We start from the raw sequence: 24,697 nt of genomic DNA, 5'->3' as shown, positions 1-24,697 counted from the left end.
GGCTACCAGGTCACCAACGTCGAGGCCTCCATGTCCTCCCCGTCCTCCCTGCTCCACTGGACGCGGCGCATGATCGAGATCCGCAAGCAGAACCCCGCCCTGGGCATCGGCTCGTACGCCGAACTGCCGTCGTCCAACCCGGCGGTGCTCGCCTATCTGCGCGAGTACCAGGACGACCTCGTGCTGTGCGTCCACAACTTCTCCCGCTTCGCGCAGCCCACCGAACTCGACCTGCGCGCCTACGACGGACGCCATCCCGTGGAGCTGATCGGCGGGGTCCGCTTCCCCGCCATCGGTGAGCTGCCCTACCTGCTGACACTGGCGGGACACGGCTTCTACTGGTTCCGGCTGTGCAACGACCTCCACCCGCGCCGCCCGGCGGAACCCGCCGTGCGCCTTTGAAGGGACGTGTCGCATGCTCGAGACCGCAACGCAGTCGCGTGGCAGCAGCCTCAGCCCTCCGCTGCTGCTCACGTCGTTGGCAGGAGTACTTCAGGAGTGGCTGCCGCAACAGCGCTGGTTCGCGGGCAAGGGGCTGCCCGTCACGGACCTCGCCGTGGTGTCGATGACCGAGCTGCATCCGGGCTGCCTGCACCTGCTGATCCGTTCGAGGCACGCCGGGTCGCGCGACGACTGCTACCAACTGCTGCTCGGCGTGCGCGAGGACCTGCCGACCCGCCTCCACCACGCCGTCGTCGGGCGCCCCGACGAGGGCCCTCTCGCGGGGCTCACCGTGTACGACGCCCTCCACGACCCCCGCTCGGCCGCGCTCCTCCTGGAACGCCTGCGCACGCCGGGCACGGCAGGCCCCCTGCGCTTCGAACGTGACGCGCAGGCCGTGGTGCCCTCCGGGCTCACGCCGCGCGTCCTGGACGGGGAGCAGTCCAATACCTCACTCGTGTACGGCGATTCCTTCATCCTGAAGCTGTTCCGGCGCATCCAGTACGGCGTCAACCCCGACCTTGAGGTTCCGTGGGCGCTGGCCCGTGCCGGGTGCGCCCGTGTGCCCGCTCCCGTGGCCTGGTTCTGGACCGGCGAGCCGCGCAGGACGACACTCGGGGTGCTGCAGCCGTTCCTGCCCGAGGCGACGGACGGCTGGACTCTGGCGCTCCAGTCCCTCACGGCGGGCCGGGACTTCACCGACGAGTCGTACGAACTGGGGCGGGCCACCGCCGAGGTGCACCTGGCGCTCGCCCAGGTCTTCGCGCCCGGCCCCGCGGACCTGCACGGGGGCCGCCGCCTCGCCTCCGCGATGACGGAGCGCCTGGACACCACCGCGCGTCAGGTGCCCGCGCTCGTTCCGTACGTGTCCCGGCTGCGGGCCGCGTACGGCGCCGTCGCGGCGCGCGGCCCGGGCCGGCCGCCCCAGCGGATCCACGGGGATCTGCACCTCGGCCAGGTCCTGCGGGCGGGGCAGCGGTGGTTCGTCATCGACTTCGAGGGCGAGCCGGCCCGCCCGATCGCCGAACGCAGGCGCGCCCAGGCGCCCGTGCGCGACATCGCGGGCATGCTCCGCTCCTTCGATTACGCGGCCCACGCCAGGCACCCCTGGCAGCCCCGGTGGGCCCAGCGCTGCCGCGACGCGTACTGCGCGGGCTACGCCGCACAGGCGGCGTGGGACCCGCGGGGTCAGGCCGAACTCCTGCGGGCCTACGAGACGGACCGGGCGGTGTACGAGGCGCTGTACGAGGCCAGGCACCGGCCGGACTGGCTGCCCGTGCCCATGGCGGCGATCGCCCGTCTGGCCGAGGGCCGTTGACTTCCACGGCGGCGACGCCGCCCCCGCCGCTCTTCACCCGCCCAGAGGAGATCTGAACCCGTGGTCATCGCCGATACGTCCGTAACCGACCCCGCGGTCACCCTCCGCACTCCTCCGCTCGATGTCCGGCCCGTCCCCGATGAGGGCCCCGGGCAGGACTGGCGCGTGTCCGAGGCGCCGCCGATGGACGACGAGACCCGGGGCCGCCTGCTGGCGGGCGCCCACCACGATCCGCACGCCGTGCTCGGCGCGCACCAGGTGCCCGGTGGTGTGGCCTTCACCGTTCTGCGCCCGTACGCCCAGGCGGTGGCCCTCGTCGTCGAGGGGCGGGCCGTGCGGCTGAACGACGTGGGGGACGGTCTGTTCTCGGGTGTGCTGCCGCTCGCGTCGGTGCCCGCGTACGAGCTGCGGGTGACGTACGACGGCCGGGACACCGAGATGCAGGACCCCTACCGCTTCCTGCCCGCGCTGGGCGAGCTCGATCTGCACCTGATCGGCGAGGGGCGTCACGAGGAGCTGTGGAAGGCGCTGGGCGCGCATCCGATGACCCACCAGGGCGTCGTCGGCACACGGTTCACGGTGTGGGCGCCCAATGCCAGGGGGGTGCGGGTGTGCGGGGACTTCTGTCACTGGGACGGCGCCGCGCAGCCCATGCGTTCGCTGGGTTCGTCCGGTGTGTGGGAGCTGTTCCTCCCCGGTATCGGTGAGGGAGACCGCTACAAGTTCGACATCACGCGCCCCGACGGCACGCACACCCTGCGCGCGGACCCGATGGCCCGCCGCGCGGAGACGCCGCCGGCGACCGCCTCCGTGGTTACCCGGTCGACCCATGTGTGGGCGGACGAGGAGTGGATGGCGCACCGCGGTGACCGCCCGGTGCACCAGGCGCCCCTCTCGGTGTACGAGGTCCATCTGCCGTCCTGGCGGGCGGGACTGACTTACCGTCAGTTGGCGGTGGAGCTGACGGAGTACGTGGCCGACGCGGGCTTCACTCATGTGGAGTTCATGCCGGTGGCCGAGCATCCGTTCGGCGGCTCGTGGGGCTATCAGGTCACCGGGTTCTACGCGCCGACCGCCCGCCTCGGCACGCCCGACGACTTCAAGTTTCTCGTCGACGCGCTGCACAGGGCGGGCATCGGCGTGATCATGGACTGGGTGCCGGCGCACTTCCCCAAGGACGACTGGGCGCTCGCGGCGTTCGACGGGGAGCCGCTGTACGAGCCGAGTGACCCCCGGCGGGCCGAACACCCCGACTGGGGCACCCTCACCTTCGACTACGGCCGCCGCGAAGTGCGGAACTTCCTCGTGGCCAACGCGGTCTACTGGTGCGAGGAGTTCCACATCGACGGGCTGCGGGTGGACGCCGTGGCCTCGATGCTCTACCTCGACTACTCCCGCGAGGACGGCCAGTGGTCCGCCAACGAGCACGGCGGCCGGGAGAACCTGGACGCGGTGTCGTTCCTCCAGGAGATGAACGCGACGGTCTACCGCCGCTGTCCCGGCGTGGTCACCATCGCCGAGGAGTCGACGGCGTGGGACGGCGTCACGCGCGCCACCCACGACATGGGCCACGGCGGCTTCGGCGGGCTCGGCTTCGGCCTGAAGTGGAACATGGGGTGGATGCACGACTCGCTGGAGTACATCCAGCACGAACCCGTCCACCGCCAGTACCACCACAACGAGTTGACCTTCGCCATGGTCTACGCGTACAGCGAGAACTACCTCCTGCCCATCTCGCACGACGAGGTCGTCCACGGCAAGCAGGCGCTGGTGTCGAAGATGCCGGGCGACTGGTGGCAGCAGCGCGCGAACCACCGCGCCTACCTGGCCTACATGTGGGCCCACCCCGGCAAGCAACTCCTGTACATGGGACAGGAGTTCGCGCAGGGAGCCGAGTGGACGCCGGAGCACGGGCCGGACTGGGGGCTGCTGGACCCCGCGTACCCCGCCGAGCCGGACCACAACGGGGTGCGGCGGCTGGTGCGGGACCTCAACCATCAGTACCGGGCGGCCCCCGCGCTGTGGGAGCAGGACACGGTGCCCGCCGGATTCGCCTGGGTCGACGCGGACGCCGCCCAGGACAACGTGGTGGCGTTCCTGCGCTTCGCCGCCGACGGGACACCGCTCCTGGCCGTCAGCAACTTCTCCCCCGTGATCCGCCACGACTACGCGCTCGGCGTGCCGCAGTCGCCCGGCACCTGGCGGGAGGCGCTCAACACGGACGCGGCCGATTACGGCGGCGGCGACGTGCGCAACGCGGACCCGCTGCGGACGGAGCCGGAGCCCGCGGGTGCCTTCCCCGCCCGCCTGCGCGTCACCCTTCCCCCGCTGGCCACGCTGTGGCTGCGGCCCGAGTGAGGTTCAGGGACGCCAGCGTTGCGCGTACCCCTCCCGCAGCGGCCCGCCGAACAGGTCGAGCACCTCTTCGGCGGCGGCCGTCAGCGGTGCGGGGTCGGCGTGCTCGGCCACGGTCCGGTGGCCGTCCAGCAGGGCCTTGCCGCGCGCCGGGTCCGCGCTCAGCAGCCTGCGCGGCAGCCATTTGCCGATGCCCGTCCAGGCGTTGTGGTGCGCGGTGAGGAGGTGCGCCGCCTTGCCCAGGGTGAGGTCGGCGAGGGCGAGCTGTTCGTAGCGCTGGTCCGGTGCGGTGTCGGCGAGGTCGTCCATGAAGCAGGTGAGGCCGTAGCGGTCCCTTTCGCGCTCCTCGGGGGTGAGGGGTGGCGGCCCGTCGGCGAGCACGGCGCGGGCCTGTGCGCACGTGCGGGCGAGATGGCCGTGGGGGTCGAGCAGGGGCAGGCCTTCGGCGTGGACGAACAGGAGAGTGGCGCGGCGGCGGGCCCTGTCCCACGCGAAGTACTCCGGCACGTCCGCGAGCGTGGTGAGGAACAGCTCGGCGGGACGCCCTTCGTGGCGTATCACTTCGCGGCGGCTGGTGTCGGAGTCCGGGAGGAGGATGGCGACGTCGAGGTCGCTCGTCGCCGCGGCGCGCCCCTGGGCGGCCGAGCCTCCCAGCACGGCGCCGAGAGCGTCGGGAAAGAGCTCCGCGACGAGGCGTGAGGCCTGGGCGGTGGGGCTGTCGTGACTGTTCATGGGCGACCATGGTGCCGGTTCGGATGCGTGCTCCCGGTAAAGGGACTGTGCCGGTCCGGCCTTGCCCGGCACTGGTTGCGCCACCCTGCCCGGCCCCGGCCCGGCGACCCGGGAGGCGGCGCTCCGGCCGGCCCGCACCGGCCCGCCCGCCGAGACGGTCGGCCTCCTGCCTTTCCCCAGGTCCTCCAGGTCCCTCAGGTCCCCCGGCTCCGAGAGGAGACTTTCCGCTCCCGGGGCGTCCCGGCCCACGTCAGGCCGGAGCGGAGAACCTCCTCCGCCAGGCCAGTGCGACGTGCACGAGTCCGATCAGGACCGGGACCTCGATGAGCGGGCCCACGACGCCCGACAGGGCCTGGCCGCTGGTCACCCCGAAGGTGGCGATGGCGACGGCGATGGCGAGCTCGAAGTTGTTGCCGGCCGCGGTGAAGGCGAGCGTGGCCGTGCGGTCGTACGCGAGACCGAGGGCCTTGCCCAGCAGGAACGTGCCGAAGAACATCACGGCGAAGTAGACGAGCAGCGGCAGCGCGATCCGGGCCACGTCGAGCGGCTGCGAGGTGATCGTCCTGCCCTGCAACGCGAAGAGGACGACGATCGTGAAGAGCAGTCCGTAGAGCGCCCACGGGCCGATCCTGGGCAGGAAGCCCGACTCGTACCTCTCGCGCCCCAGCCTCTTCTCGCCCACACGGCGCGTGAGGAACCCGGCGAGCAGCGGGACGCCGAGGAAGACGACGACGTTCAGGGCGATCTTGCCCATGGAGATGTCGAGCTGCTCGCCGTCGCCGAGACCCAGCCAGTCCGGCAGCAGGTCGAGGTAGAACCAGCCCAGGAGGCCGAACGCGACGACCTGGAAGACCGAGTTGAGCGCGACGAGGACGGCGGCCGCCTCGCGGTCGCCGCAGGCCAGGTCGTTCCAGATGATGACCATGGCGATGCAGCGGGCCAGGCCGACAATGATCAGCCCGGTGCGGTACTCGGGCAGGTCGGGCAGGAAGATCCACGCGAGCGCGAACATGACGGCAGGACCGACGATCCAGTTGACGACCAGCGAGGAGACCATCAGCCGGCGGTCGCCGGTGACGGCGTCGAGCCTGTCGTAGCGGACCTTCGCCAGGACCGGGTACATCATGACCAGCAGGCCGAGGGCGATCGGCAGGGAGATGCCGCCGGTCTCGACCTCGGCGAGGGCGTCACCCAGGCCGGGGACGAGACGGCCGAGACCGATTCCCGCGGCCATCGCCGCCAGGATCCACACGGCGAGGTACCGGTCGAGCGTGGAGAGCTTCGCGACGACCGAGTCGTCCGCGCCGTCCCGGGGCGGGGCGGCCGTGCCGGGGTCCGCCGCGCTCATCAGCAGGCCCGCTTGCGGTCGGTCGCGATCGTCGTACGCGCGGTCTCGGCGAGCTCGCCGAACAGTTCGGCCAGCGACTCCAGGGCCTCCGGGCGGAGCCTGTAGTACGTGAAGCGGCCGCACGGCTCGGTCTCCACGACGCCCGCCTCCCGCAGGACGCGCAGATGGTTGGAGAGGTTCGTCTGCCGGGCGCCCGTCTCCGCCACGAGGTGGGTGGTGCAGAGCGTCTCGTGGGCGAGCAGGGTCACGATCCGCAACCGGAGCGGGTCGGCGACGATCCGGATCAGATCAGTCTTGGCTGACGTCATCATGGGCTGATACTTTCACATCCACCCCCTCGTACGACAGGAGAGACCTTCCGATGCCTGACAAGCCCTCTGTCCTGTTCGTGTGCGTCCACAACGCCGGGCGCTCCCAGATGGCCGCCGCCTGGCTGTCCCACCTGGCGGGCGACCGCGTCGAGGTCCGCTCGGCGGGCTCCGCCCCGGGCAACGAGGTGAACCCGGCCGCGGTCGAGGCGATGCGCGAGGTGGGCATCGACATCTCCGCCGAGACCCCGAAGATCCTGACCGTGGCCGCGGTCGAGGAGTCGGACGTCTGCGTCACGATGGGCTGCGGCGACACCTGCCCGGTCTTCCCCGGGAAGCGCTACCTCGACTGGCGGTTGGCGGACCCCGCGGGCCGGGGCGTCGCGGCGGTCCGTCCCATCCGCGACGAGATCAGGGTCCTGGTCGAGGGCCTGATCGCCGAGATCGCACCGGAGCCGGCCGCCTGAGCGACGGCGCCGTCAGCCTCGCCCGCGCGCGTTGAGCCGGGCGGCGCGGCGCGTCAGGTGGTCGCGCTCGGCGAGGTCGGTCAGCCGTTGGGGAGGATGACCGCCCGGCCGTTGACGCGGCCCTCGTGCAGGTTCTCGTACGCCTTCGGGGCGTCGTCCAGCGCGTACGTTTTCACGTGGACGTCGATCGCTCCGGACCTGGCCAGGTCGAGGACCTCGATCAGCTCGGCCCTGCTGCCCCAGTACGGGGCGCGGAACGCGGCGTCGAAGGGGGTCGTGCCGAAGCCGACGGACGCGGCCCCGCCACCGATGCCGACGATCGTGACGTCGGCCTCCACCGCCGCGCAGGCGGCCGCCGTCGCCGCGGTGGGCGGCGCGCCGACGAAGTCGAACACCGCCTGGGCGCCCAGGCCGCCGGTCAGCTCGCGGACCCGGCCCGCCGCCCCGTCCGACAGGACGGCCTCGTGGGCGCCGACCTTCCTGGCCAGGGCCAGCTTCTCCTCGGTGACGTCGAGGGCGATCACCCGTGCCGGGGTCAGTGCGCGCAGCAGCTGGATGGCGACGTGCCCCAGACCGCCGGTGCCGATGACCACGGCCGTGCTGCCGGGGGTCAGCTTGGGCAGCGAGGTCTTGATGGCGTGGTACGGGGTCAGGCCCGCGTCGGTGAGCGGCACGGCGGTCACCGGGTCGAGGCCGCCGAGCGGGACCAGGTGGCGGGGGTCGTCGACGATCATGTACTCGGCGATGGCGCCGGGCGCCCCGAGTCCCGGCGGGCGGATGCCGAGCTCGGCGGCGCGCGTGCAGAGGTTCTCCTTGCCCTGTGCGCACATCAGACAGCTGCCGCAGCCCCACGGGCCGTACACGGCGACGGACTCACCGAGCGCGAGCCCGGTGACACCGTCGCCCAGCGCGGCCACGGTCCCGGCGCCCTCGTGGCCGAGGGTGAGCGGCAGCGGGAAGCCCAGGGACTCCGCCGGCCGGCTCATCACGGCGATGTCGGAGTGGCAGACGCCCGCGGCGGTGACCTTCAGGAGCACCTGGCCAGGGCCGGGTTCGGGGCGCGGGACGGTGACGACCTCGGGGGCGGTGCCGACGCTGCGGTACTGGACGGCCTTCATCTCGGCGGGCAGGTCCGGGCCCGGCAGTTCTCGGTCTGACATCTCGGGTACCTCTTCTTTCTCTCTTTTCTTTCCCCGGTGCGGCTCCGGCGCGGCCGGTCAGCGGGCCGCGTAGCCGCCGTCGACCAAGTGGTAGCTGCCGTTGATGAACGAGGCGCGGTCCGAGAGCAGGAACAGCGTGAGGTCCGCGACCTCGTCGGCGGTGCCGAGGCGGCCCTGCGGGTGGAGCGCGATCAGCTGCCGGCGCTGCGCCTCGTCGCCCTTGAGCAGCGGGGTGTCGATGAAGCCGGGGGCGACGGCGTTCACGCGGACGCCCGAAGCCGCGTACTCCACGGCCGCGCTCTTGGTCAGGCCGACGACCGCGTGCTTGGCGGCGGCGTACGCGGGAGAGCCCGCGAAGCCGTTCGTGCCGAGGATCGAGGACATGTTGACGACCGCGCCGCCGCCCGCGGCGATGAGCTGCGGCAGCTCGTGACGGAGGGAGTAGAAGACTCCGTTGAGGTTGGTGTCGATGACGCGCCGCCAGTCCTCGACCGTGTACTCGCCGGTCGGGGCGGAGGCGCCGGCGATCCCGGCGTTGTTGACGGCGAGCCGCAGGCCGCCGAAGGTCTCGACGGTGAACTCGACGGCGCGGCGCACCGATTCGGGGTCGGTGACGTCGACGCGGACGGCGGCGGCGCGGCCGCCGGCCTCGGTGAGCGACCGGGCGACGTCGTGCGCGCCCTGTTCGTTGTGGTCCGCGACAACGACGGCGGCTCCCGCCGCGGCGAGCCGGCGGGCGACCTCGAGTCCGATGCCGGAGGCGGCGCCGGTGACGAGGGCGGGCTTCCCGGCGAACTCTCCCGCAACGGCGGCGGTCGCGTCAGTGGGGCGGGTGGGGCGGGTGGCGCTGGTGGCGCTGGTGGCGCTGGTGGCGCTAGTGCTCATGGGGGCGCTGGTGCTCATGGTGGTGCCTGGTTTCACGTGGTGGTGGTTCGGGGTGCGGGCTCGTCGGCCAGGGCCGCGAACGCCGCTTCGATGAGCTGCGGCAGGGGGGTCTTCGCGCCGGGCGCGATCCAGAACCGCACGGCGGTGCCGAACGCGCCGACCGCCAGCGAGACGGCCAGTGCCGGGCGCAGGTCGCGCTCGGCGTCCAGGCCGAGCCTGCGCGCGACGATCGCCACCGACTCGGTCTCGGCCTCGTCCCGCACCCGCAGATAGGCGGAGAGCAGCGACGGCTCCTCGTGGAGCAGCCGGAGCAGGTCGCCCGAGCGGGGCAGCCGGTGCCAGGCCGTCGGTTCGTCGTCGAGCCAGCCGCGCAGGGCCCTGTAGTAGGCCGTGAGCGGGCTCTCCTTCGGGGGGCGGGCGGCGAGCGCGGCGTTGATCCGCGCGTAGTCGGCGCGCAGGGCGTCGACCACGGCGTCCTCCTTCCCGGCGAAGTACCGGGAGAAGGTGCGGCGGGAGACGTCGGCGCGTTCGCTGATCGTCTCGACGGTGACCTGGTCGAGGCCTTGGGCGAGGACGAGGTCCACGGCGGCGTTCGCCATGGTCGCCCGGCTCTCCCGGACCTTGCGGGTCCTGCGGCCCTGTGTGCTGCTCATGCTTCGACTGTACTCCTCAAAGTGTCCCAGTGAGACAGTTGCCCCTTCGGGGCAGTTGCCTCTACGGGACACTTGTCCCGCTGGGACAGCACGCCGTTTCGGCGGATTCACCCCTGCCGGGCCCCGGCCCGGCGTGCCATCGTGGGGAGGCCGCTGGTCCGGACCAGCGGGCGGGGGCCGAGAAGATCCATGCCGAGCCGGATGCCGATGAGGAGCGTGCGCATGCGCGGCACCACCGTCCTGCCGGGTGAGGGGAACAACGGAGAACCGGGCGAGGAGGGCATGCCGACCCATCGGCTGCAGGTGCCGAAGCCCAACGCCCTGCCCTTCGCCATCGGCACGTTCGACACCATCGGACCCATGTCGCGCGCGCCCTTCCCGCACCGGCACACCTTCTACGAGATCGTCCACGTCACCGGCGGCACCGGCGGGCACGTCGTCGACCTGAGCCGCTTCCCGCTGCGGCCGCCGAACCTGTGCGTCATCGCGCCCGGGCAGGTCCACCAGTGGGACGGCGTCACCGGCCTGGAGGGCCAGGTCATCCTCTTCACCGACGACTTCCTCGTGGACCACCCGGCCGACCGGTACGTCCTGCGCACGCTCGCCCGGCGCTCCTGGCTCGACCTGCCCGAGGGGGCGGCGGAGGCGACCGCGCGCCTGGTCGCCGATCTGGACTGCGAGTACCGGTCGGGGGCCCACGGATTCGAGAGCGTCCTGCGGGCCCTGCTGCACGTCCTGGTGGTGCGGGCGGCGCGGCTGCCCGCACCCCGGCCGCCGGTGACGGCGTCCGCACCGCCGCCGCACGAGGGCGCGCCGCACTCACGGCCGGGCTCGGTGGCCGCGGAGTTCGTGACGCTCCTGGGCACACCCGAGGGCGCCCTTCAGTCGGTGCGGTCGTGCGCGGACCGGCTGGGCGTCTCGGTGAGCTACCTCAGCGAGGTGGTGAAGGCGTCCACCGGCCGCACGCCCGGCGAACTGATCCGGCAGACCCGGGTGCACGAGGCCAAACGCCTGCTGCTGCGCACCGAGTTGTCGGTCCGTCAGGTGGCGGGCCGGGTCGGGTTCGGCGACCCGGCGTACTTCTGCCGCTTCTTCCGCCGCGAGACCGGCGCGAGTCCCGGGGACTTCCGGCGCGGCGGTGGCGATATTCACCACGACCACCGGCTCGAGTCCATCGCCGGGCCCTCCTCCCCCGCATAGCTTCATAGCCGATCCGGAACCCACCCATCCCGTACGGCTCAGGAGGAGCGAGCGATGGACAACGAGATCGGCACCCCCACCGGCGACGGCACCCCCGAACCCGGCGAAGCCTCCACCGACGTGAACGGCAGCAAGGGCCCGAGCCGCAAGACCGTCCTGCGGGCCGCCGCGGCGATGGGCATATCCGTGCCCATGGCCCTCTGGGGAGCACCCGCGCTGGCGCGGACCGCCGGCGAGCGCGGCGAGGCCGTCGAGCCGACACCGACCTGCGACGACGGTGACGACCCGACCGTTCCGCAGATGGAGGGGCCGTACTTCAAGCGCAACTCGCCGCAGCGCACCTCGCTCGTCCAGCCCGGCACACCGGGCGTGCGCCTCACCGTCACCGGCTACGTCTTCGGGCTGGCCTGCAAGCCGATCCCCCGGGCGCTGCTGGACTTCTGGCAGGCCGACACGTACGGAGCGTACGACAACGTCGGATACCGCTTCCGGGGGCACCAGTTCACCGACGCCAACGGCGCGTTCAAGCTCTCCACGATCGTGCCGGGCCTCTACCCGGGACGCACTCGCCACCTGCACGTCAAGGTGCAGGCCCCCGGGCGCCCGATCCTCACGACGCAGCTGTACTTCCCGGGCGAGCCGCGCAACAACACGGACTCGCTCTTCGACCCCCGGCTGCTCATGAACGTCCGCACCGTCGGCAACGCGAAGGAGGCGGATTTCGACTTCGTCCTCAACGTGCCGCAGTAGCGGCGCCGTACAACCTTTGGTGGGCACGGCAGGTCAACCGACCGGCCAAGAACACCTGAGGAACAGAGGAAGACGTATGCCGCTCGCCGACCGCAGAGTCCGTCGCACCATGCCCCTGATCGCCGCGTCCCTGCTGGTCGGCAGCGGCCTCACAGCCTGGACGCTGGGGCAGGGCACCGCCCACGCGGCCGCGCGGGACGCCGGGGCCGGCCGCGCGGGCGTCGCCGCGAAGCCGACGGACGACTTCAACGGCGACGGCTACGCCGACCTGGTCGTCGGCGCCCCGGGCGGCACGGTCTCCGGCAAGGCCAAGGCCGGGTACGTGGTGGTGACGTACGGCTCCAAGGACGGGCTCGACCCCGCCCGCAAGAAGATCGTCAGCCGTTCCACCAGCGGCGTCCCGGGTGCGGCCACCGCCAAGCAGGCGTTCGGCAGCGGCTTCACCAAGGGCGACCTGGACCACGACGGCTTCGCCGATCTCATCATCGGCAACGACAGCCGGAGCTCCGCCGCGGGCGCTGTGGTCCTGTGGGGCTCCGCGTCCGGCCTCACCGGCGGCACGAAGATCGCCGCGTACGGGTTCGCGCCCCAGGCCGGGGACTTCGACGGTGACGGCACCACGGACCTCGCGCTGTTCGCCCAGGCCGGTTTGCACGGCGACGATCCGGTCGGCCAGGGCGCCCGCCTCTGGAAGGGGCCCCTCAAGCGCACCGGGACCCCGGCCGCGACCCTCGACTTCATGGACAAGTCCGAGTGGTGGAGCTACGACGACGAGCGCCCCGACTCCGCGTGCGGTGAGAGGCCCGAGACCTGCATCGACGGACCGCAGTCCGTGAAGGGCCCGGTGATCCCCCAGGCCGTCGGCGACATCAACGGCGACGGCCGCGCCGACATCGCGATGAACGACTACTCCGGTGACGGCGAGTGGGGCAACAGCGTCTTGTACGGCAGCGCCACCGGCTTCGTGCGGAGTGACGCGCCGGGCGCCGGCGGTGTCATGGGAGTCGGCGACATCAACGGCGACCAGTACGACGACCTGGTCGTGGGCAACAGCGACTACGAGAGCAGGGCCATGGTCGCCTACGGCTCGGCGGAAGGACTGAAGGACGACGTACAGAAGTTCGATCAGAATCTGCCGGGCGTTCCGGGTGCCGAGGAGAGCGGTGACGGCTTCGGCAGTTCGGTCGCGGTCGGCGATGTGACCGGCGACGGCTACGCCGACGTCGCGCTCGGCGTGGTCGGCGAGGACGTGCGGGACATCGCCGACGCGGGCGCGGTCGTCCTCGTGCGCGGCAGCGCCGCCGGCGTGACCGGCACCGGCGCCCAGGCCTTCCACCAGGACACGGCGGGCGTCCCCGGAGTCGCGGAGAAGAACGACGTGTTCGGGGCGGCCGTGTCGCTGCTCGATGTCACGGGCGACGGGCACGGCGACCTCACCGCGTCCTCCACGGCGGAGAACGCCCAGGCCGGCGCGGTGTGGTCGCTGCGCGGCACGAGTACGGGACTGACGGCGACGAAGTCCGTGGCCTTCGGCCCCAAGGACGTCGGCGCCCCCGCCACCGCGGCGCTCTTCGGCAGCAGGCTCCGCTAGGGCAGGACCTGTGGCCCGGTCTGAGGCCTCCCCCCGTCGGAGGCCTCAGACCGGGCGGATCATTTCCCAGGTGTCGACCGCGTAGTCGAGCGTCATGCCGTGCCGTTCGTACAGGGCGAGCGCGCCGCTGCTGTTGTCGGTGTCCACGCCGAGGCCGATGCGGTCGCGGCCCAGCGCCGCGTAGTGCCCGAAGGCGTGGCGCAGGAGGTGGCTGCCGAGACCGCGCCCGCGGGCCTCGGCCAGGACGCCGAGGTTGCCTATCCAGCCCATCGACACCCGGTCGTTGTGGGTACGCAGCACGGCGGCGTCGCCGACGCCTTCGACGTGGGCGACCCAGATCAGTGACCAGTCGGCTCGCCCGGCGTCGATGTCGTCCAGCCACTGCGCGTAGGTGCGCGGCTGGTGGTCGAAGTGCTCCGTGAAGCACTTCTGGAGCAGGTCGTGCGCGCGCCTGCGGTCCTCTTCGGCCAGGCAGGGGCGCAGCGTCACGCCGGGCGGCGCGGCGGTCAACAGATCGGCGGCGGGGTCCAGTTGACGCTCCATCACGTTGTAGCGGCGCACGGTGCGCCAGCCCCGTGCGCGCAGCGCGTCCGGGTCCGTGGTGGGTGCGGTGTTGAGGTGCAGATGCACCACCGCACGGGCCGCGCCGTTGGCCGCGGCCCGTTCCACGGCGCGGCGCTCCATCAGGTCGAACAGGTGCAGGGAGCCTTCGGGGCGGCCGGGCAGGACGTAGTGGTCGACGTCGATCCGCTCACCGCCGGAGTCGTCCCACAGCAGCGCGTACCCCACGAGCAGGTCGCCGTCGAACAGCAGCCAGGAGTCCCGCTCCAGGTCCACCTCGGGGTGCTTCAAGTCGGCCTGGATCTCGTCCTGTTCGGTGTCGGCTCGGCCGATCTCCAACAGGTCGACCGCATTGAGCAGCTCGCACACGGCCGCCGCGTCATTCAGCGTCGCCGGGCGCACGGTCAGGCCGGGAGGCGGCTCGAGGGACGTCGTCATGCGTCCACTGTCCGGGGGCGGGTGCCCGGACCACAACGGATTTTTTACCCGGGGGGGCGGGCGCCATCCATCTCGTACGAGTACCTGACGCCGCGTGTGCACCCCGGCGTTGCTCGGCACGGGGTCTGCCATTACTCACACCCGCCGCCCGGCCCACGAGGCGTCCACCCCCTCTCCCACCGCGGTGACCGTCCCCGCGACCTCGCTGCCGAGGAGATGGCCCTCCCGAAAGCCGTGGCCGGCAAGCGCTCCCCGGCGGATCACGGCGTCCACGCCGCCCACCCCGACCGCCTCCGTGGCGATCCGCACCTGCCCCGGGGCGGGAACGGGCGGGGGAACATCGACCGTGCGCTCCGACGCCCGCGACAACCGGATCCGCGTCCTGGACGCCGCCCGCGCGGTCTTCGGCGAGAAGGGTCTGAGCGCGCCCGTGCGCGAGGTCGCCCGGCACGCGGGCGTCGGCCCCGCCACGCTGTACCGGCACTTCCCCACCAAGCAGGCACTGATCGTGGAGACCTTCGCCGAGCAGCGGCGGGAGTGCCATGCCGCCGTCCGCGACGCCCTCGCGGACTCGGACGCGTGGCACGGCTTCCAGCGCCTGGTCGAGCAGATCTGCGAACTCCACGCGCACAGCAGGGGGTTCGCCGACGCCTTCATGACGGCCTTCCCCGAGGCCATGGACTTCACCGCCGACCGGGAGCAGACGCTGCGCGCGGTCGGTGAACTGGCGCGCCGCGCCCAGCAGACCGGCCGGCTCCGCCCCGGCTTCGTCGTCGACGACCTGATCCTCATGCTCACGGCCCATCGGGGCCTCCAGGACGCCCCGCGCGCCGCCCGGCTCACGGCCTCCCGACGCTTCGCCGCCTACATGATCGAGGCATTCCGCGCCACCCCGGAGACGAAAGCCCCCGCCCCACTGCCCCCGGCACCACACCCCGGCACGCCGTAGGCCCCGCAACTGAAGGTTCGTAAGCCTGGGATTGCGGCGGTGCGAGGTTCAGGCCAGTACTGCTCGTACCGTCTTGCCGCCGCGGTGGGTGCCCACGACCTCCAGGCGGTGGGCGAGCAGCCGGACCATCGCGAGGCCGCGTCCGCTCTCCCTGTCGGTGCTGTGCCCGCGGACCCGTGGCCGCTCGGGGCTGGCGTCGGTGACCTCGACGGTCACCCGGCCGCCGGACACCTGCACCCGCAGACGGCAGCCGCCGTCCGTGTGCCGCAGCGCGTTGGACACGAGCTCGGAGACGACCAGCGTCGCGTCGTCCACCCGCTCGGCGTCCACCTCGCTCTTGCGGCGCCGGGACCCGGCGAGGAACCCGGAGGTCAGTCTCCGTGCCCGGCCCGCCGACGCGGGCTCCTGCGGCAGCGCGTACTCCACCCGTTCCGTGGACCGCTGGGCGCGCTGGTGCGCACGCATGACAGCTCACTCCCCTCCCTGTAACAAACCGGCGTCCACCCGCGATCGACGTCGCCACCGGGGTCGCGACGCGTGGTGCGCGACCGGTCCTGCCCCTCGGTGATGCCCCCGCCCGCTGATCCCCAATCCGCCCGTGACCGCTTCCCTCGTCACACATTGACGTTGACATCAGCTTCGAACCAGACTGAACGGCCGTCCTCCGTACCGGGAAAGGCCGCCCATGAACCCGACTCCCCGCCCCTACAAGGACTACCAGGACGAGATCTACCTCGACGGTCTGCGCGGGATCGTGCCCAAGTACCCGATGACATACGCGGAGTTGGAGGCACGCGCCCATGCCGCGATGCCGCCTTCGGTCGTGTCGTACGTCGCAGGGGGCGCGGGTGACGAGCACACGCAGAACGCCAACGTCACCGCCTTCGAGTGCTTGGGGCTGATACCGCGCATGTTCGTCGGCGCCGCACAGCGCGACCTGTCCGTCGACCTGTTCGGCATGCGGCTGCCCTCGCCCCTGTTCATGGCGCCCGTCGGGGTCCTCGGCATCTGCACGCAGGACGGGCACGGGGATCTCGCGACGGCGCGGGCGGCCGCGCGGACCGGTGTCCCGATGATCGCCTCCACGCTGTCCGAGGACCCGATGGAGGCGGTGGCGGCCGAGCTCGGCGAGACGCCCGGCTTCTTCCAGCTGTACACGCCGACCGACCGCGCACTCGCCGAGAGCCTGGTGCACCGGGCGGAGAAGGCCGGCTTCAAGGGGATCGTCGTGACCATGGACACCTGGATCAGCGGATGGCGCCCGCGCGACCTGAGCACCTCCAACTTCCCCCAGCTGCGCGGCCACTGTCTGGCCAACTACACGAGCGACCCGGTCTTCCGCGCCCAGCTGCCCGCCGATCCCGAGCAGGACATGCAGTCGGCGGTGTTCCAGTGGGTGCGGGTCTTCGGTAATCCGCTGACCTGGGACGACCTGCCGTGGCTGCGCTCCCTGACCTCCCTGCCGCTGATCGTGAAGGGCCTGTGCCACCCCGAGGACGTGCGCCGCGCCAGGGACGGCGGGGTGGACGGCGTCTACTGCTCCAACCACGGCGGCCGCCAGGCCAACGGCGGGCTTCCCGCCCTCGACGTGCTGCCCGGGGTCGTCGAGGCGGCCGACGGGCTGCCCGTTCTCTTCGACTCGGGGGTGCGCAGCGGCGCGGACATCGTCAAGGCCGTCGCGCTCGGCGCCACCGCCGTCGGCGTGGGCCGCCCCTACGCGTACGGCCTCGGCATCGGCGGGGCCGACGGTGTCACGCACGTGCTGCGCTCGCTCCTCGCGGAGGCCGATCTGCTCATGGCCGTGGACGGCTACCCGACCCTGGCCGATCTCACGCCGGAGGCGCTCCAGCACGTGAGGTGACCGTCGGGGTCACAGGGTGACTCAATGGACACTTGTACGTTCCGTGTGAGACATTGATGTCTCATTCGGAACTGAGGTGTTACCCCACATGACCCCGCAACGTGATCCACGGCGCTGGGCCGTCCTCGCGATCCTCTCCGGCAGCCTCCTGCTGATCGCCATGGACACCACGATCCTGAACGTCGCCTTCCCGTCCCTGGTCGCCGATCTGCGGCCCAGCTCCGTGCAGCAGCTGTGGATCATCGACATCTACGCCCTCGTGCTCTCCGGGCTCCTCGTGACCGCGGGCGCCCTCGGTGACCGCTGGGGCCGCAAGCGGCTGCTCCTGATCGGCTTCGGCGTCTTCGCGCTCGCCTCGCTGCTCGCCGTCTTCGCGACCGCCGCCTGGCAAGTCATCGCGGCCCGCGCGCTGCTCGGCGCGGGCGGCGCGGCGATCATGCCGGCCACCCTGTCGATCCTGCGGAAGGTCTTCACCGACGCCCGCGAACGCGCTCTCGCCTACGCGGTCTGGTCGGCCGTCTTCGGTGGCGGCATGGCGCTCGGCCCGGTCATCGGCGGCCTGCTGGTCGAGCACGACGGCTGGCAGTCCGCGTTCCTGGTCAACATCCCCGTCGCACTGGTCGTCATCGCGCTCGGCCTGTGGATCCTGCCCGAGTCGCGTCAGCCCAGGGACGGCCGCTGGGACTGGTGGGGCGTCGGCCAGTCCGTCGTCGGCATGCTCGCCCTCGCGGGCGGCGTCAAGCAGCTCGGCAAGGGCGGCCCGGCCGATCCGATGGCCTGGGCACTGCTCGCCCTGGCCGCGGTGACGCTCACCGTCTTCGTCCGCCGCCAGCTGCGCCTGGACCACCCGCTGCTGCGGGTACGCCTCTTCACCTCCCGGCCCTTCGCCATCGCCGCGGCCGCGATCTTCCTCGGCATGATCGCGCTGGGCTCGGCGCTCTTCCTCATCACCCAGTGGTTCCAGTACGGGCAGGGGTACACGCCCCCGGAGGCGGGCGTCCGGCTGCTGCCGGCCCCGCTGGGCCTGGTCCTGACGTCGCTGGTCACCCCGGCACTGATGCACCGGCTGCCGATCCGGCACGTCATGGGCGGCGGTCTGCTGGTGATGACGGCCGGGCTCGCCCTGCCGTGGCTGCTCCAGCTGTCGGGGCCGCTCGGCTACGGCGAGATCGCCGTCGCGCTCGCGGTGCTCGGCTGCGGCGTCGGCATCGCGACGACCGCCGCCTCCGTGACGCTGATGGCCGCCACCCCGGCCAAGGACGTCAGTGGCGCCGCGGCCGTCGAGGAGACCTGCTACGAACTCGGTGCCGCGATGGGCGTGGCCGTCCTCGGCAGTGTCGCCACCGCCCTGTACCGCGTGAACCTGCCCGAACTGGGCCTGCCCGCCGACACCTCGGCGGCCGTGAGCGACTCGATCGGCGAGGCGGCGCGAGTGGCCTCCGACCTCACGGGTCCGGCCGGCGCCACCCTGCTGACGCGGGCCGCCGACGCGTTCACCTCCGGAATGACGCCGACGTTCCTGATGGCGGCCGCGCTGCCGCTCGCCGCCGCGGCGCTCACCTGGGCGAAGATCCCCAAGGGCCTGCGTCCGACGGAGGACGCGCACTGACGCCCAACTGGCCACTCGCGTCCCTCACTTCACCCCTATCATCTCTTCAGCCCGGTGGGCCAGGTCCGGCTCACCGGGCCGGTGAGTCACTGAGAGGACAACGGGGACTTGAGTTCCGTACGGAAGCGCGGCGCGCGCAGGCGCCGCATGACGATGGCCGTCGTGGGTGCCGCGGCGGCCGTCGTGGCGGGCGTCCAGCTGTCGCCCGCGGCGTTCGGCACGGGCGGCGACGAGAAGCCTGCGGCCGGGCGCCCGGCCGCCGCGACGAACGACTTCGGCGTGTCCCGCACGGACGGGACGTCCTTCGAGGACGGCGTCATGTCACTGGGCCCGGCGCCACGGGCGGCCGCGGCGCCCTCGAAGCGCGCGGCGGCCCCGCACGGCGTCGGCTGGAAGTCGGGCGGCGCGTCCAAGTACCTCGGCACCGGCTACACCATCAAGTTCTACGACAAGAGGGCCGCGGACTGGCTCGCCCCTTATGTGAAGAAGTCCGCCGCGGACCTCCAGCGGGTCACCACGCTGCCCGTGTCCGTCGACACGCGGCCGGTCGGCTGGGACTACGTCCGGCCGAGGGGCGAGATCGTCGTCGGCCTCCTGCGGCGTCCCTGCGTCCCGCCGGCCGACGGCGGCCCGTCGGGCTGGAAGGTGGTCCGTGACGGCTCGGGCAGCAAGAACCTGAGCTGCGGCTTCTACGTCTCGTCCGTCGCCGACACGGTGACCAGCGGGCACGCGTACATCGACGACGAGTTCTTCACCGCCGACGGGAAGCCCGCCCCGTCCATGGGCGCGACCTATCTGCGCAACCACATCAGCCACGAGCTCGGGCACACCATGGGCCTCGCGCACGCCAACCGCAGCGCGGCGCGCGGCGACTGCGTCAAGGGCACCGACTCCGGCCAGTTCCCGGTGATGTGCACGCCCACCAACGCCTACCAGGACAAGCGCGCGGGCACCTACGTCCAGCAGTTCGACATGCAGGGCCTGCGCCACCTGGCGCGCGGCGGCGGCGCGGCGCCGCCCCCGCAGGGCAAGGTGACCGGCATCGGCCGCAAGTGCCTCGACGTCAAGGGCGGCAAGGCCGCCAACGGCACACAGATCCAGATCTACACCTGCAACAACGGCGTGGCGCAGTCGTGGATACTCCAGAAGGACGGCACGTTCCGCGCGCTGGGCAAGTGCCTGGACAACCACCGCAACGCGAGCACCAACGGCAACAAGATCACCCTCTCCGACTGTCACGGCGGCGCTTCGCAGCGGTGGTCGGTGAATGCCAAGGGCCAGATCGTGCACGTCGCGTCCGGCAAGGTCCTCGACGTGAAGGGCGGCTCCACCGCCAACGGCACGAAGGTGCAGCTGTACGCGGCGAACACGTACAAGCGGCAGATCTGGGTCACGCCCAAGTAGCACGCCGGGGCGGGCGGGCGCGTCCGCGGGGGCGGCCGAAGCGGCTACAGTCACCAGCGATCAGCCCCGCCCACCTGGGAGAACCTCGCACCATGGCCGTCGACGAACTCGACACCCGCATCCTGCGGCTGCTCCTCGAACAGCCCCGCACCAGCCTGCGCGAGTACGCGCGCGTCCTCGGGATCGCCCGCGGCACCCTGCAAGCCAGGCTCGACCGCATGGAGCGGGACGGCGTGATCACCGGCACCGGCCCGTTCCTCTCCCCCGCGGCGCTCGGCCACCCCGTCCTCGCCTTCGTCCACATCGAGGTCACCCAGGGGCATCTGGACGAGGTGGGGGACGCGCTCGCCGCCGTGCCCGAGATCATCGAGGCGCACTCGATCACGGGCGGCGGCGACCTGCTGACGCGGGTCGCGGCGCGGGACAACGGGCACCTGGAGGACGTCATCCAGCAGCTGATCAACCTGCCTGGCGTGGTGCGCACGCGTACGGAGATGGCGCTGCGGGAGCGGGTGCCGCACCGCCTGCTCCCGCTCGTCGAGTCGGTCGGCAGATCGACCACCGGACAGGGGTGACCTGGCCGTTTGGCATGCTGGAGGTCATGAGTACCTTCGGCAGGACCTCGGTCGTCTTCGACCTCGACGGCACCCTCGTGGACAGCGAGCCCAACTACTACGAAGCCTCGCGGGCGCTGCTCGCCGACTTCACGGGCCGGGAGTACACCTGGGCCGACAACGAGCAGTACGTCGGCATCAGCTCCGTCGAGACGCTCGCGCTGTGGCGTACGGAGTACGGGATCGACGCGTCGGTGGCGGAACTGCTCGCCGACCTCGACCGCCGCTATCTGGCGCTGGCCCGCGCCAGTACGCCCGTGTACCCGGAGATGCGCAAGCTCGTCGAACGGCTCCACGAGGCGGGCGTGCCGATGGCGGTGGCGTCCGGGTCCTCCCGCGCGGCCATCGAGGCCATCCTGGCGGGCACGGGCCTGGACGCCTGGCTGACGACGCTCGTCTCCGCCGAGGAGGTCCCGCGCGGCAAGCCCGCGCCGGACGTGTTCCTCGCGGCGGCCGAGCTGCTGGGCGCGGACCCCTCGGACTGTGTGGTCTTCGAGGACGCGGCGCCGGGCGCGCTGGCGGCGCGGGCGGCCGGGATGCGGTGTGTGGCGATCCCGTACGTCGCCGCGCACGCCACCGGTGACGCCTTCACCGAGGCGGACTTCTTGTTCCCCGGCGGCCACGCAGAGTTCACCGCTCAGGCGGCCCTGGACGTTCTGACATCTGGTCGCTGAGCCGTCTCTCTGCGGCTCGACGTGGCCTGGTCGCGCAGTTCCCCGCGCCCCTTAGGGGCGCGCCCAGCCGCACGCGGCCCCGCAGCAGAGAACCGGCCCCCTTCGTTCAGGCCGCGCCGGCCACCCGCTCGGGGGTGAGCAGTTCCGCCAGCCGCTCCGGCGGCAACAGGCCCTTCTCCAGGACCAGTTCGGCGACGCCCCGCCCCGTGGCGAGGGCCTCCCGCGCGATCTCCGTGGCGGCGGTGTAGCCGATGTGGGGATTGAGCGCGGTGACCAGCCCGATGGACGTCTCCACGGAGTGCCGCAGCACGTCCGTGTTGGCGGTGATGCCTTCCACGCACCGCTCGGCGAGCGTCAGGCAGGCCTGGCGCAGCGAGGTGATGCTCTTCGCGAGCGAGTGCAGGATGACCGGCTCGAAGGCGTTGAGCTGGAGCTGGCCCGCCTCGGCCGCCATGGTGATGGTGACGTCGTTGCCGATCACCTCGAAGGCGACCTGGTTGACGACCTCGGGAATGACGGGGTTGACCTTGCCCGGCATGATGCTCGAACCGGCCTGTACCGGCGGCAGGTTGATCTCGTTGAGGCCCGCGCGCGGGCCCGACGAGAGGAGCCGCAGGTCGTTGCAGCTCTTGGAGAGCTTCACCGCGATCCGCTTCAGGACGCCGGACAGATGCACGAAGGCACCGCAGTCCTGCGTGGCCTCGACCAGGTTGGCGGCCGTCACCAGCGGCATGCCGGTGATCTCGGCGAGGTGGCGGCGGGCCGTCTCGGCGTAACCGGCGGGGGCGTTGAGGCCCGTGCCGATGGCGGTGGCGCCGAGGTTGATCTCGTGGATCAGCTCGACCGCCTCGGCGAGCCGCATGCGGTCCTCGTCGATCATCACGGCGTACGCGGAGAACTCCTGGCCGAGCGTCATCGGCACGGCGTCCTGGAGCTGCGTGCGCCCCATCTTCAGGACGTCCCGGAACTCCAGGGCCTTCGCCGCGAACGCGTCCTGCGCCACCGACATCGCGCGCAGCAGTCCGTGGACCGCGCTGACCGTCGCGACCTTCACGGCGGTCGGGTAGACGTCGTTGGTGGACTGGCTGAGGTTGACGTCCTCGTTGGGGTGCAGGTGCTCGTACGCGCCCTTGGGGTGCCCGAGGAGTTCAAGCGCGCGGTTGGCGACGACCTCGTTGGCGTTCATGTTGGTGGAGGTGCCCGCGCCGCCCTGGATGACGTCGACGACGAACTGGTCGTGCAGACGCCCCGCCCGGATCTCCCGGCAGGCGGCGGCGATCGCGTCGGCCTTGGCCTTCGGGAGCAGCCCCAGCTCTTCGTTGGCGCGCGCGGCGGCCTCCTTGACTGCGGCGAGGGCGTCGATCAGCTGCGGGTACACGGAGATCGGGATGCCCGTGATGGGGAAGTTCTCCGTGGCGCGCAGGGAGTGGATGCCCCAGTAGGCGTCGGCGGGCACGTCCCGGTCACCGAGCAGATCGTGCTCGCGGCGGAGGGCGGGGGCGGGGGTCATGATGGTTCTCTTCCGGGGCGAGGCGGCCCCGTAAGGGGCGCGGGGAACTGCGCGACCAGCCACATGCGGCCCGCAGAATTGTCATCGGTCTGCCGAGGCGGACGCCTCAGGCGGCCTGGTCGGCGACGGTCGCCGGCTCACCGACGATGCGGCGCAGCTGAGCCGTCCGCTCGGCCGGGCCGGAGGCCGAGAGCAGCGCGGCGAGGAGCGCGGTACGGGCCTGACCCGCACGCAACGTGCCGGTCAGCACCGCACCGGCGGCCGAGAGGTCGACCGCGCCGCCGTGCGTGTAGATCTCGGTGACGGGACCGGCGGGGACGCGGGTGGTGAGGGCGATGACGACGCCCCGCTCGATGGCGGCGGTGACAGCGGCGACGAACTCGGGTGTCGCGTTGCCCGCCCCGGTGGCGACGAGCACGATGCCCTCGGCGCCCGCCTCGACAGCCGTCTCCAGGAACAGCGGGTCGGCGTCGACGTGGTGCATGACCATGTCGATGCGCGGCAGGGACCCGGTGGGCAGCTCCGCCGGCATCGGCAGCGGCTCGGGGCGCGCCGGGCGGTTGAGGACCGAGACCTTGCCGAAGCCCACCTTGCCGACGGGCGGCCGGGACGGGTCGGCGAAGGCGTCGGCGGCGAGGGTCTGCGTCTTCACCGTGCCGCGTGCGGCGTGCACCTTGCCGTCGAAGACGACCAGCACGCCGAGGTCGCGCACGGTCGCGGCGGTGAGCAGCGCGTCGTACAGATTGCCGGGTCCGTCGCCGTCCTCGGCGCCGAGGGGCTTCTGCGCGCCGGTGAAGACCACCGGGCGGGGGTCGTCGTGGTGCAGGTCGAGGAGGTAGGCGGACTCCTCCAGGGTGTCCGTGCCGTGGGTGACGACGATGCCGTCGACGCCGGGATCGGCGAACACCTCGCGCACGGTGCGCAGCAGGGTGAGCTGCTGGGCGGAGGTCAGGCGGGGGCTGTTCACGTTGAACAGGTCGATGACCTCGGAGCGTATGCCGTGGGGTATCGCGGCCGTGGCGAGCACCTCCCGGCCGGGGGCGTCGGCGGCGAAGCCGGTGCCCTGCCAGCGGCTCGCGATGGTCCCGCCGGTGCTGATGACGACGATCCGTCGCGCCTGTGCTTCCACGTCTGCTTACCTCCCAGGGATGCTGAGGACCGTCAGCCCCCTGAGTGGTGGGCAGCCTCGGCGCAAGGATAGTTCGAACATCACGCAATGTGTTTGCCGACATCCGGGCTGTTTGCAATATGAGTGGTGGATAATTGCGCCATGGATGACATCGACCGCAATATCTTGCGCGAGCTGCAGAGCGACGGGCGGCTAACCAATCAGGAGCTGGCCGCGCGGGTCGGCCTCAGCGCGTCACCGTGCATGCGGCGGGTGCGCCAGCTGGAGCTGGACGGCGTGATCCAGGGGTACCGCGCCGTGGTCGACCCGGAGGCGGTCGGGCGGGGGTTCGAGGTGCTCGTCTCCATCGAGGTGCGGCGCGACCGCGAGACGGTCGAGGCGTTCGAGGCGGCACTCCGGGACATCCCGGACGTGATCGAGGCGTACCGCCTGTTCGGGAGCCCCGGCTGCCTGCTGCGCATCGCCGTCGCGGACCTGGCCGCGTACGAGCGCCTCTGGATCGAGCGGCTGACGGCACTGGCGGGAGTCACCGAGGTCAACTCCCAGATCATCATGAAGCGAATCAAGGAACCGCAGGGCCTGCCGGTGAACGCCTGAGCGCAGCCGGTCCCGCTCCGCACCCCCGCTTTGGTACAGACCTATTGACGACTGGTCTGGTCCAGCCTAGGTTGACGCACCGCACGAGGCACGTCTCCCAGCCCCCCACCGCACCCAGGGAGCACAGCGTGATCGGTCGGACG

23 protein-coding genes and 2 pseudogenes are annotated in these 24,697 nt (G+C 72.0%); 14 read left to right on the top strand and 11 right to left on the bottom strand.

Annotated elements, in window-relative coordinates:
• The 3 genes from AB0N81_RS30480 to glgB form a co-directional block, all read left to right on the top strand.
• The coding region (locus AB0N81_RS30480) for an alpha-glucosidase C-terminal domain-containing protein (RefSeq protein WP_365363923.1) at positions 1-402 on the top strand (402 nt) is incomplete at its 5' end.
• Between the two features lie 13 nt (positions 403-415).
• On the top strand, positions 416-1,759 hold the full coding sequence (locus AB0N81_RS30475) for a maltokinase (RefSeq protein WP_365363921.1): 1,344 nt from the start codon (positions 416-418) through the stop codon (positions 1,757-1,759).
• Between the two features lie 183 nt (positions 1,760-1,942).
• Positions 1,943-4,117: a 1,4-alpha-glucan branching enzyme gene (gene glgB / locus AB0N81_RS30470; protein ID WP_365363934.1), complete on the top strand. Its 2,175-nt coding sequence runs from the start codon at positions 1,943-1,945 to the stop codon at positions 4,115-4,117.
• 3 nt (positions 4,118-4,120) lie between these two features.
• Here the strand turns inward: glgB and AB0N81_RS30465 are convergent, their stop codons facing one another.
• The 3 genes from AB0N81_RS30465 to AB0N81_RS30455 form a co-directional block, all read right to left on the bottom strand.
• On the bottom strand, positions 4,121-4,846 hold the full coding sequence (locus tag AB0N81_RS30465; RefSeq protein ID WP_365363920.1) for a nucleotidyltransferase domain-containing protein: 726 nt from the start codon (positions 4,844-4,846) through the stop codon (positions 4,121-4,123).
• A 250-nt stretch (positions 4,847-5,096) separates the two neighbouring features.
• On the bottom strand, positions 5,097-6,194 hold the full coding sequence (gene arsB / locus AB0N81_RS30460) for an ACR3 family arsenite efflux transporter (protein ID WP_365363918.1): 1,098 nt from the start codon (positions 6,192-6,194) through the stop codon (positions 5,097-5,099).
• Positions 6,194-6,505, bottom strand: coding sequence for a metalloregulator ArsR/SmtB family transcription factor (locus tag AB0N81_RS30455; RefSeq protein WP_365363917.1), 312 nt, complete (start codon positions 6,503-6,505; stop codon positions 6,194-6,196). The genes arsB and AB0N81_RS30455 overlap by 1 nt, the downstream gene beginning before the upstream one ends.
• Before the next feature lie 50 nt (positions 6,506-6,555).
• On the opposite strand from AB0N81_RS30455, the gene AB0N81_RS30450 reads away from it, so the two are divergent.
• Positions 6,556-6,969, top strand: a complete 414-nt coding sequence (locus AB0N81_RS30450; protein WP_365363915.1) for an arsenate reductase ArsC — start codon at positions 6,556-6,558, stop codon at positions 6,967-6,969.
• Between the two features lie 80 nt (positions 6,970-7,049).
• Here AB0N81_RS30450 and AB0N81_RS30445 read toward each other — a convergent pair whose 3' ends face one another.
• The 3 genes from AB0N81_RS30445 to AB0N81_RS30435 form a co-directional block, all read right to left on the bottom strand.
• Positions 7,050-8,087 carry an NAD(P)-dependent alcohol dehydrogenase gene (locus AB0N81_RS30445; protein ID WP_365363933.1) on the bottom strand — a complete coding sequence of 346 codons (1,038 nt, stop codon included), beginning with the start codon at positions 8,085-8,087 and terminating at the stop codon, positions 7,050-7,052.
• Between the two features lie 99 nt (positions 8,088-8,186).
• Positions 8,187-9,014 carry an SDR family NAD(P)-dependent oxidoreductase gene (locus AB0N81_RS30440; protein ID WP_365363913.1) on the bottom strand — a complete coding sequence of 276 codons (828 nt, stop codon included), beginning with the start codon at positions 9,012-9,014 and terminating at the stop codon, positions 8,187-8,189.
• Between the two features lie 32 nt (positions 9,015-9,046).
• Positions 9,047-9,667: a TetR family transcriptional regulator gene (locus AB0N81_RS30435; protein ID WP_365363911.1), complete on the bottom strand. Its 621-nt coding sequence runs from the start codon at positions 9,665-9,667 to the stop codon at positions 9,047-9,049.
• A 222-nt stretch (positions 9,668-9,889) separates the two neighbouring features.
• Between AB0N81_RS30435 and AB0N81_RS30430 the strand changes: the two genes are divergently transcribed.
• The 3 genes and pseudogenes from AB0N81_RS30430 to AB0N81_RS30420 all read left to right on the top strand — a co-directional run bounded on the left by AB0N81_RS30430 (position 9,890) and on the right by AB0N81_RS30420 (position 13,208).
• The gene (locus tag AB0N81_RS30430) at positions 9,890-10,867 is read left to right on the top strand and encodes an AraC family transcriptional regulator (RefSeq protein WP_365363909.1); all 978 of its coding nucleotides are present in this window, start codon (positions 9,890-9,892) and stop codon (positions 10,865-10,867) included.
• A gap of 174 nt (positions 10,868-11,041) precedes the next feature.
• Positions 11,042-11,614 (top strand): annotated as a pseudogene (locus AB0N81_RS30425) (dioxygenase); the annotation flags it as partial.
• Positions 11,615-11,693: 79 nt separating this feature from the next.
• Positions 11,694-13,208 (top strand): hypothetical protein, encoded by a 1,515-nt coding sequence (locus AB0N81_RS30420; protein ID WP_365363907.1) that lies wholly within the window; start codon positions 11,694-11,696, stop codon positions 13,206-13,208.
• Positions 13,209-13,253: 45 nt separating this feature from the next.
• Here the strand turns inward: AB0N81_RS30420 and AB0N81_RS30415 are convergent, their stop codons facing one another.
• Together AB0N81_RS30415 and AB0N81_RS30410 are read right to left on the bottom strand one after the other, a co-directional pair.
• Positions 13,254-14,207: a GNAT family N-acetyltransferase gene (locus AB0N81_RS30415; protein ID WP_365363906.1), complete on the bottom strand. Its 954-nt coding sequence runs from the start codon at positions 14,205-14,207 to the stop codon at positions 13,254-13,256.
• Positions 14,208-14,345: 138 nt separating this feature from the next.
• Positions 14,346-14,582, bottom strand: a pseudogene (locus AB0N81_RS30410) (alcohol dehydrogenase catalytic domain-containing protein); the annotation flags it as partial.
• Here AB0N81_RS30410 and AB0N81_RS30405 point away from each other — a divergent pair.
• A complete protein-coding gene (locus tag AB0N81_RS30405; protein ID WP_365363904.1) occupies positions 14,554-15,156 on the top strand; it encodes a helix-turn-helix domain-containing protein in 603 nt (200 codons plus the stop codon). The pseudogene AB0N81_RS30410 and the gene AB0N81_RS30405 overlap by 29 nt on opposite strands.
• Before the next feature lie 48 nt (positions 15,157-15,204).
• Here AB0N81_RS30405 and AB0N81_RS30400 read toward each other — a convergent pair whose 3' ends face one another.
• Positions 15,205-15,621, bottom strand: coding sequence for an ATP-binding protein (locus AB0N81_RS30400; protein WP_365363902.1), 417 nt, complete (start codon positions 15,619-15,621; stop codon positions 15,205-15,207).
• 220 nt (positions 15,622-15,841) lie between these two features.
• Here AB0N81_RS30400 and AB0N81_RS30395 point away from each other — a divergent pair, with 220 nt between their 5' ends.
• The 5 genes from AB0N81_RS30395 (at position 15,842) to AB0N81_RS30375 (ending at position 21,318) form a co-directional block, all read left to right on the top strand.
• Positions 15,842-17,017: an alpha-hydroxy-acid oxidizing protein gene (locus tag AB0N81_RS30395; protein ID WP_365363900.1), complete on the top strand. Its 1,176-nt coding sequence runs from the start codon at positions 15,842-15,844 to the stop codon at positions 17,015-17,017.
• 88 nt (positions 17,018-17,105) lie between these two features.
• A complete protein-coding gene (locus AB0N81_RS30390; RefSeq protein WP_365363898.1) occupies positions 17,106-18,626 on the top strand; it encodes an MFS transporter in 1,521 nt (506 codons plus the stop codon).
• A 108-nt stretch (positions 18,627-18,734) separates the two neighbouring features.
• On the top strand, positions 18,735-20,030 hold the full coding sequence (locus tag AB0N81_RS30385) for a ricin-type beta-trefoil lectin domain protein (RefSeq protein WP_365363897.1): 1,296 nt from the start codon (positions 18,735-18,737) through the stop codon (positions 20,028-20,030).
• A gap of 92 nt (positions 20,031-20,122) precedes the next feature.
• Positions 20,123-20,605, top strand: a complete 483-nt coding sequence (locus AB0N81_RS30380) for an Lrp/AsnC family transcriptional regulator (protein ID WP_365363895.1) — start codon at positions 20,123-20,125, stop codon at positions 20,603-20,605.
• A 26-nt stretch (positions 20,606-20,631) separates the two neighbouring features.
• A complete protein-coding gene (locus AB0N81_RS30375) occupies positions 20,632-21,318 on the top strand; it encodes an HAD family phosphatase (protein WP_365363893.1) in 687 nt (228 codons plus the stop codon).
• Positions 21,319-21,424: 106 nt separating this feature from the next.
• Here the strand turns inward: AB0N81_RS30375 and aspA are convergent, their stop codons facing one another.
• A complete protein-coding gene (gene aspA / locus AB0N81_RS30370; RefSeq protein ID WP_365363890.1) occupies positions 21,425-22,828 on the bottom strand; it encodes an aspartate ammonia-lyase in 1,404 nt (467 codons plus the stop codon).
• Positions 22,829-22,934: 106 nt separating this feature from the next.
• Positions 22,935-23,957, bottom strand: coding sequence for an asparaginase (locus AB0N81_RS30365; RefSeq protein WP_365363887.1), 1,023 nt, complete (start codon positions 23,955-23,957; stop codon positions 22,935-22,937).
• 141 nt (positions 23,958-24,098) lie between these two features.
• On the opposite strand from AB0N81_RS30365, the gene AB0N81_RS30360 reads away from it, so the two are divergent.
• Positions 24,099-24,554 (top strand): Lrp/AsnC family transcriptional regulator, encoded by a 456-nt coding sequence (locus AB0N81_RS30360; RefSeq protein ID WP_365363884.1) that lies wholly within the window; start codon positions 24,099-24,101, stop codon positions 24,552-24,554.
• Positions 24,555-24,697: the final 143 nt, after the last annotated feature.

This window comes from Streptomyces sp. NPDC093510 (genome assembly GCF_040683555.1).
In the GTDB taxonomy this organism is placed as follows: Bacteria; Actinomycetota; Actinomycetes; order Streptomycetales; family Streptomycetaceae; genus Streptomyces.
This window is presented reverse-complemented; position numbering and strand designations above follow the sequence as displayed.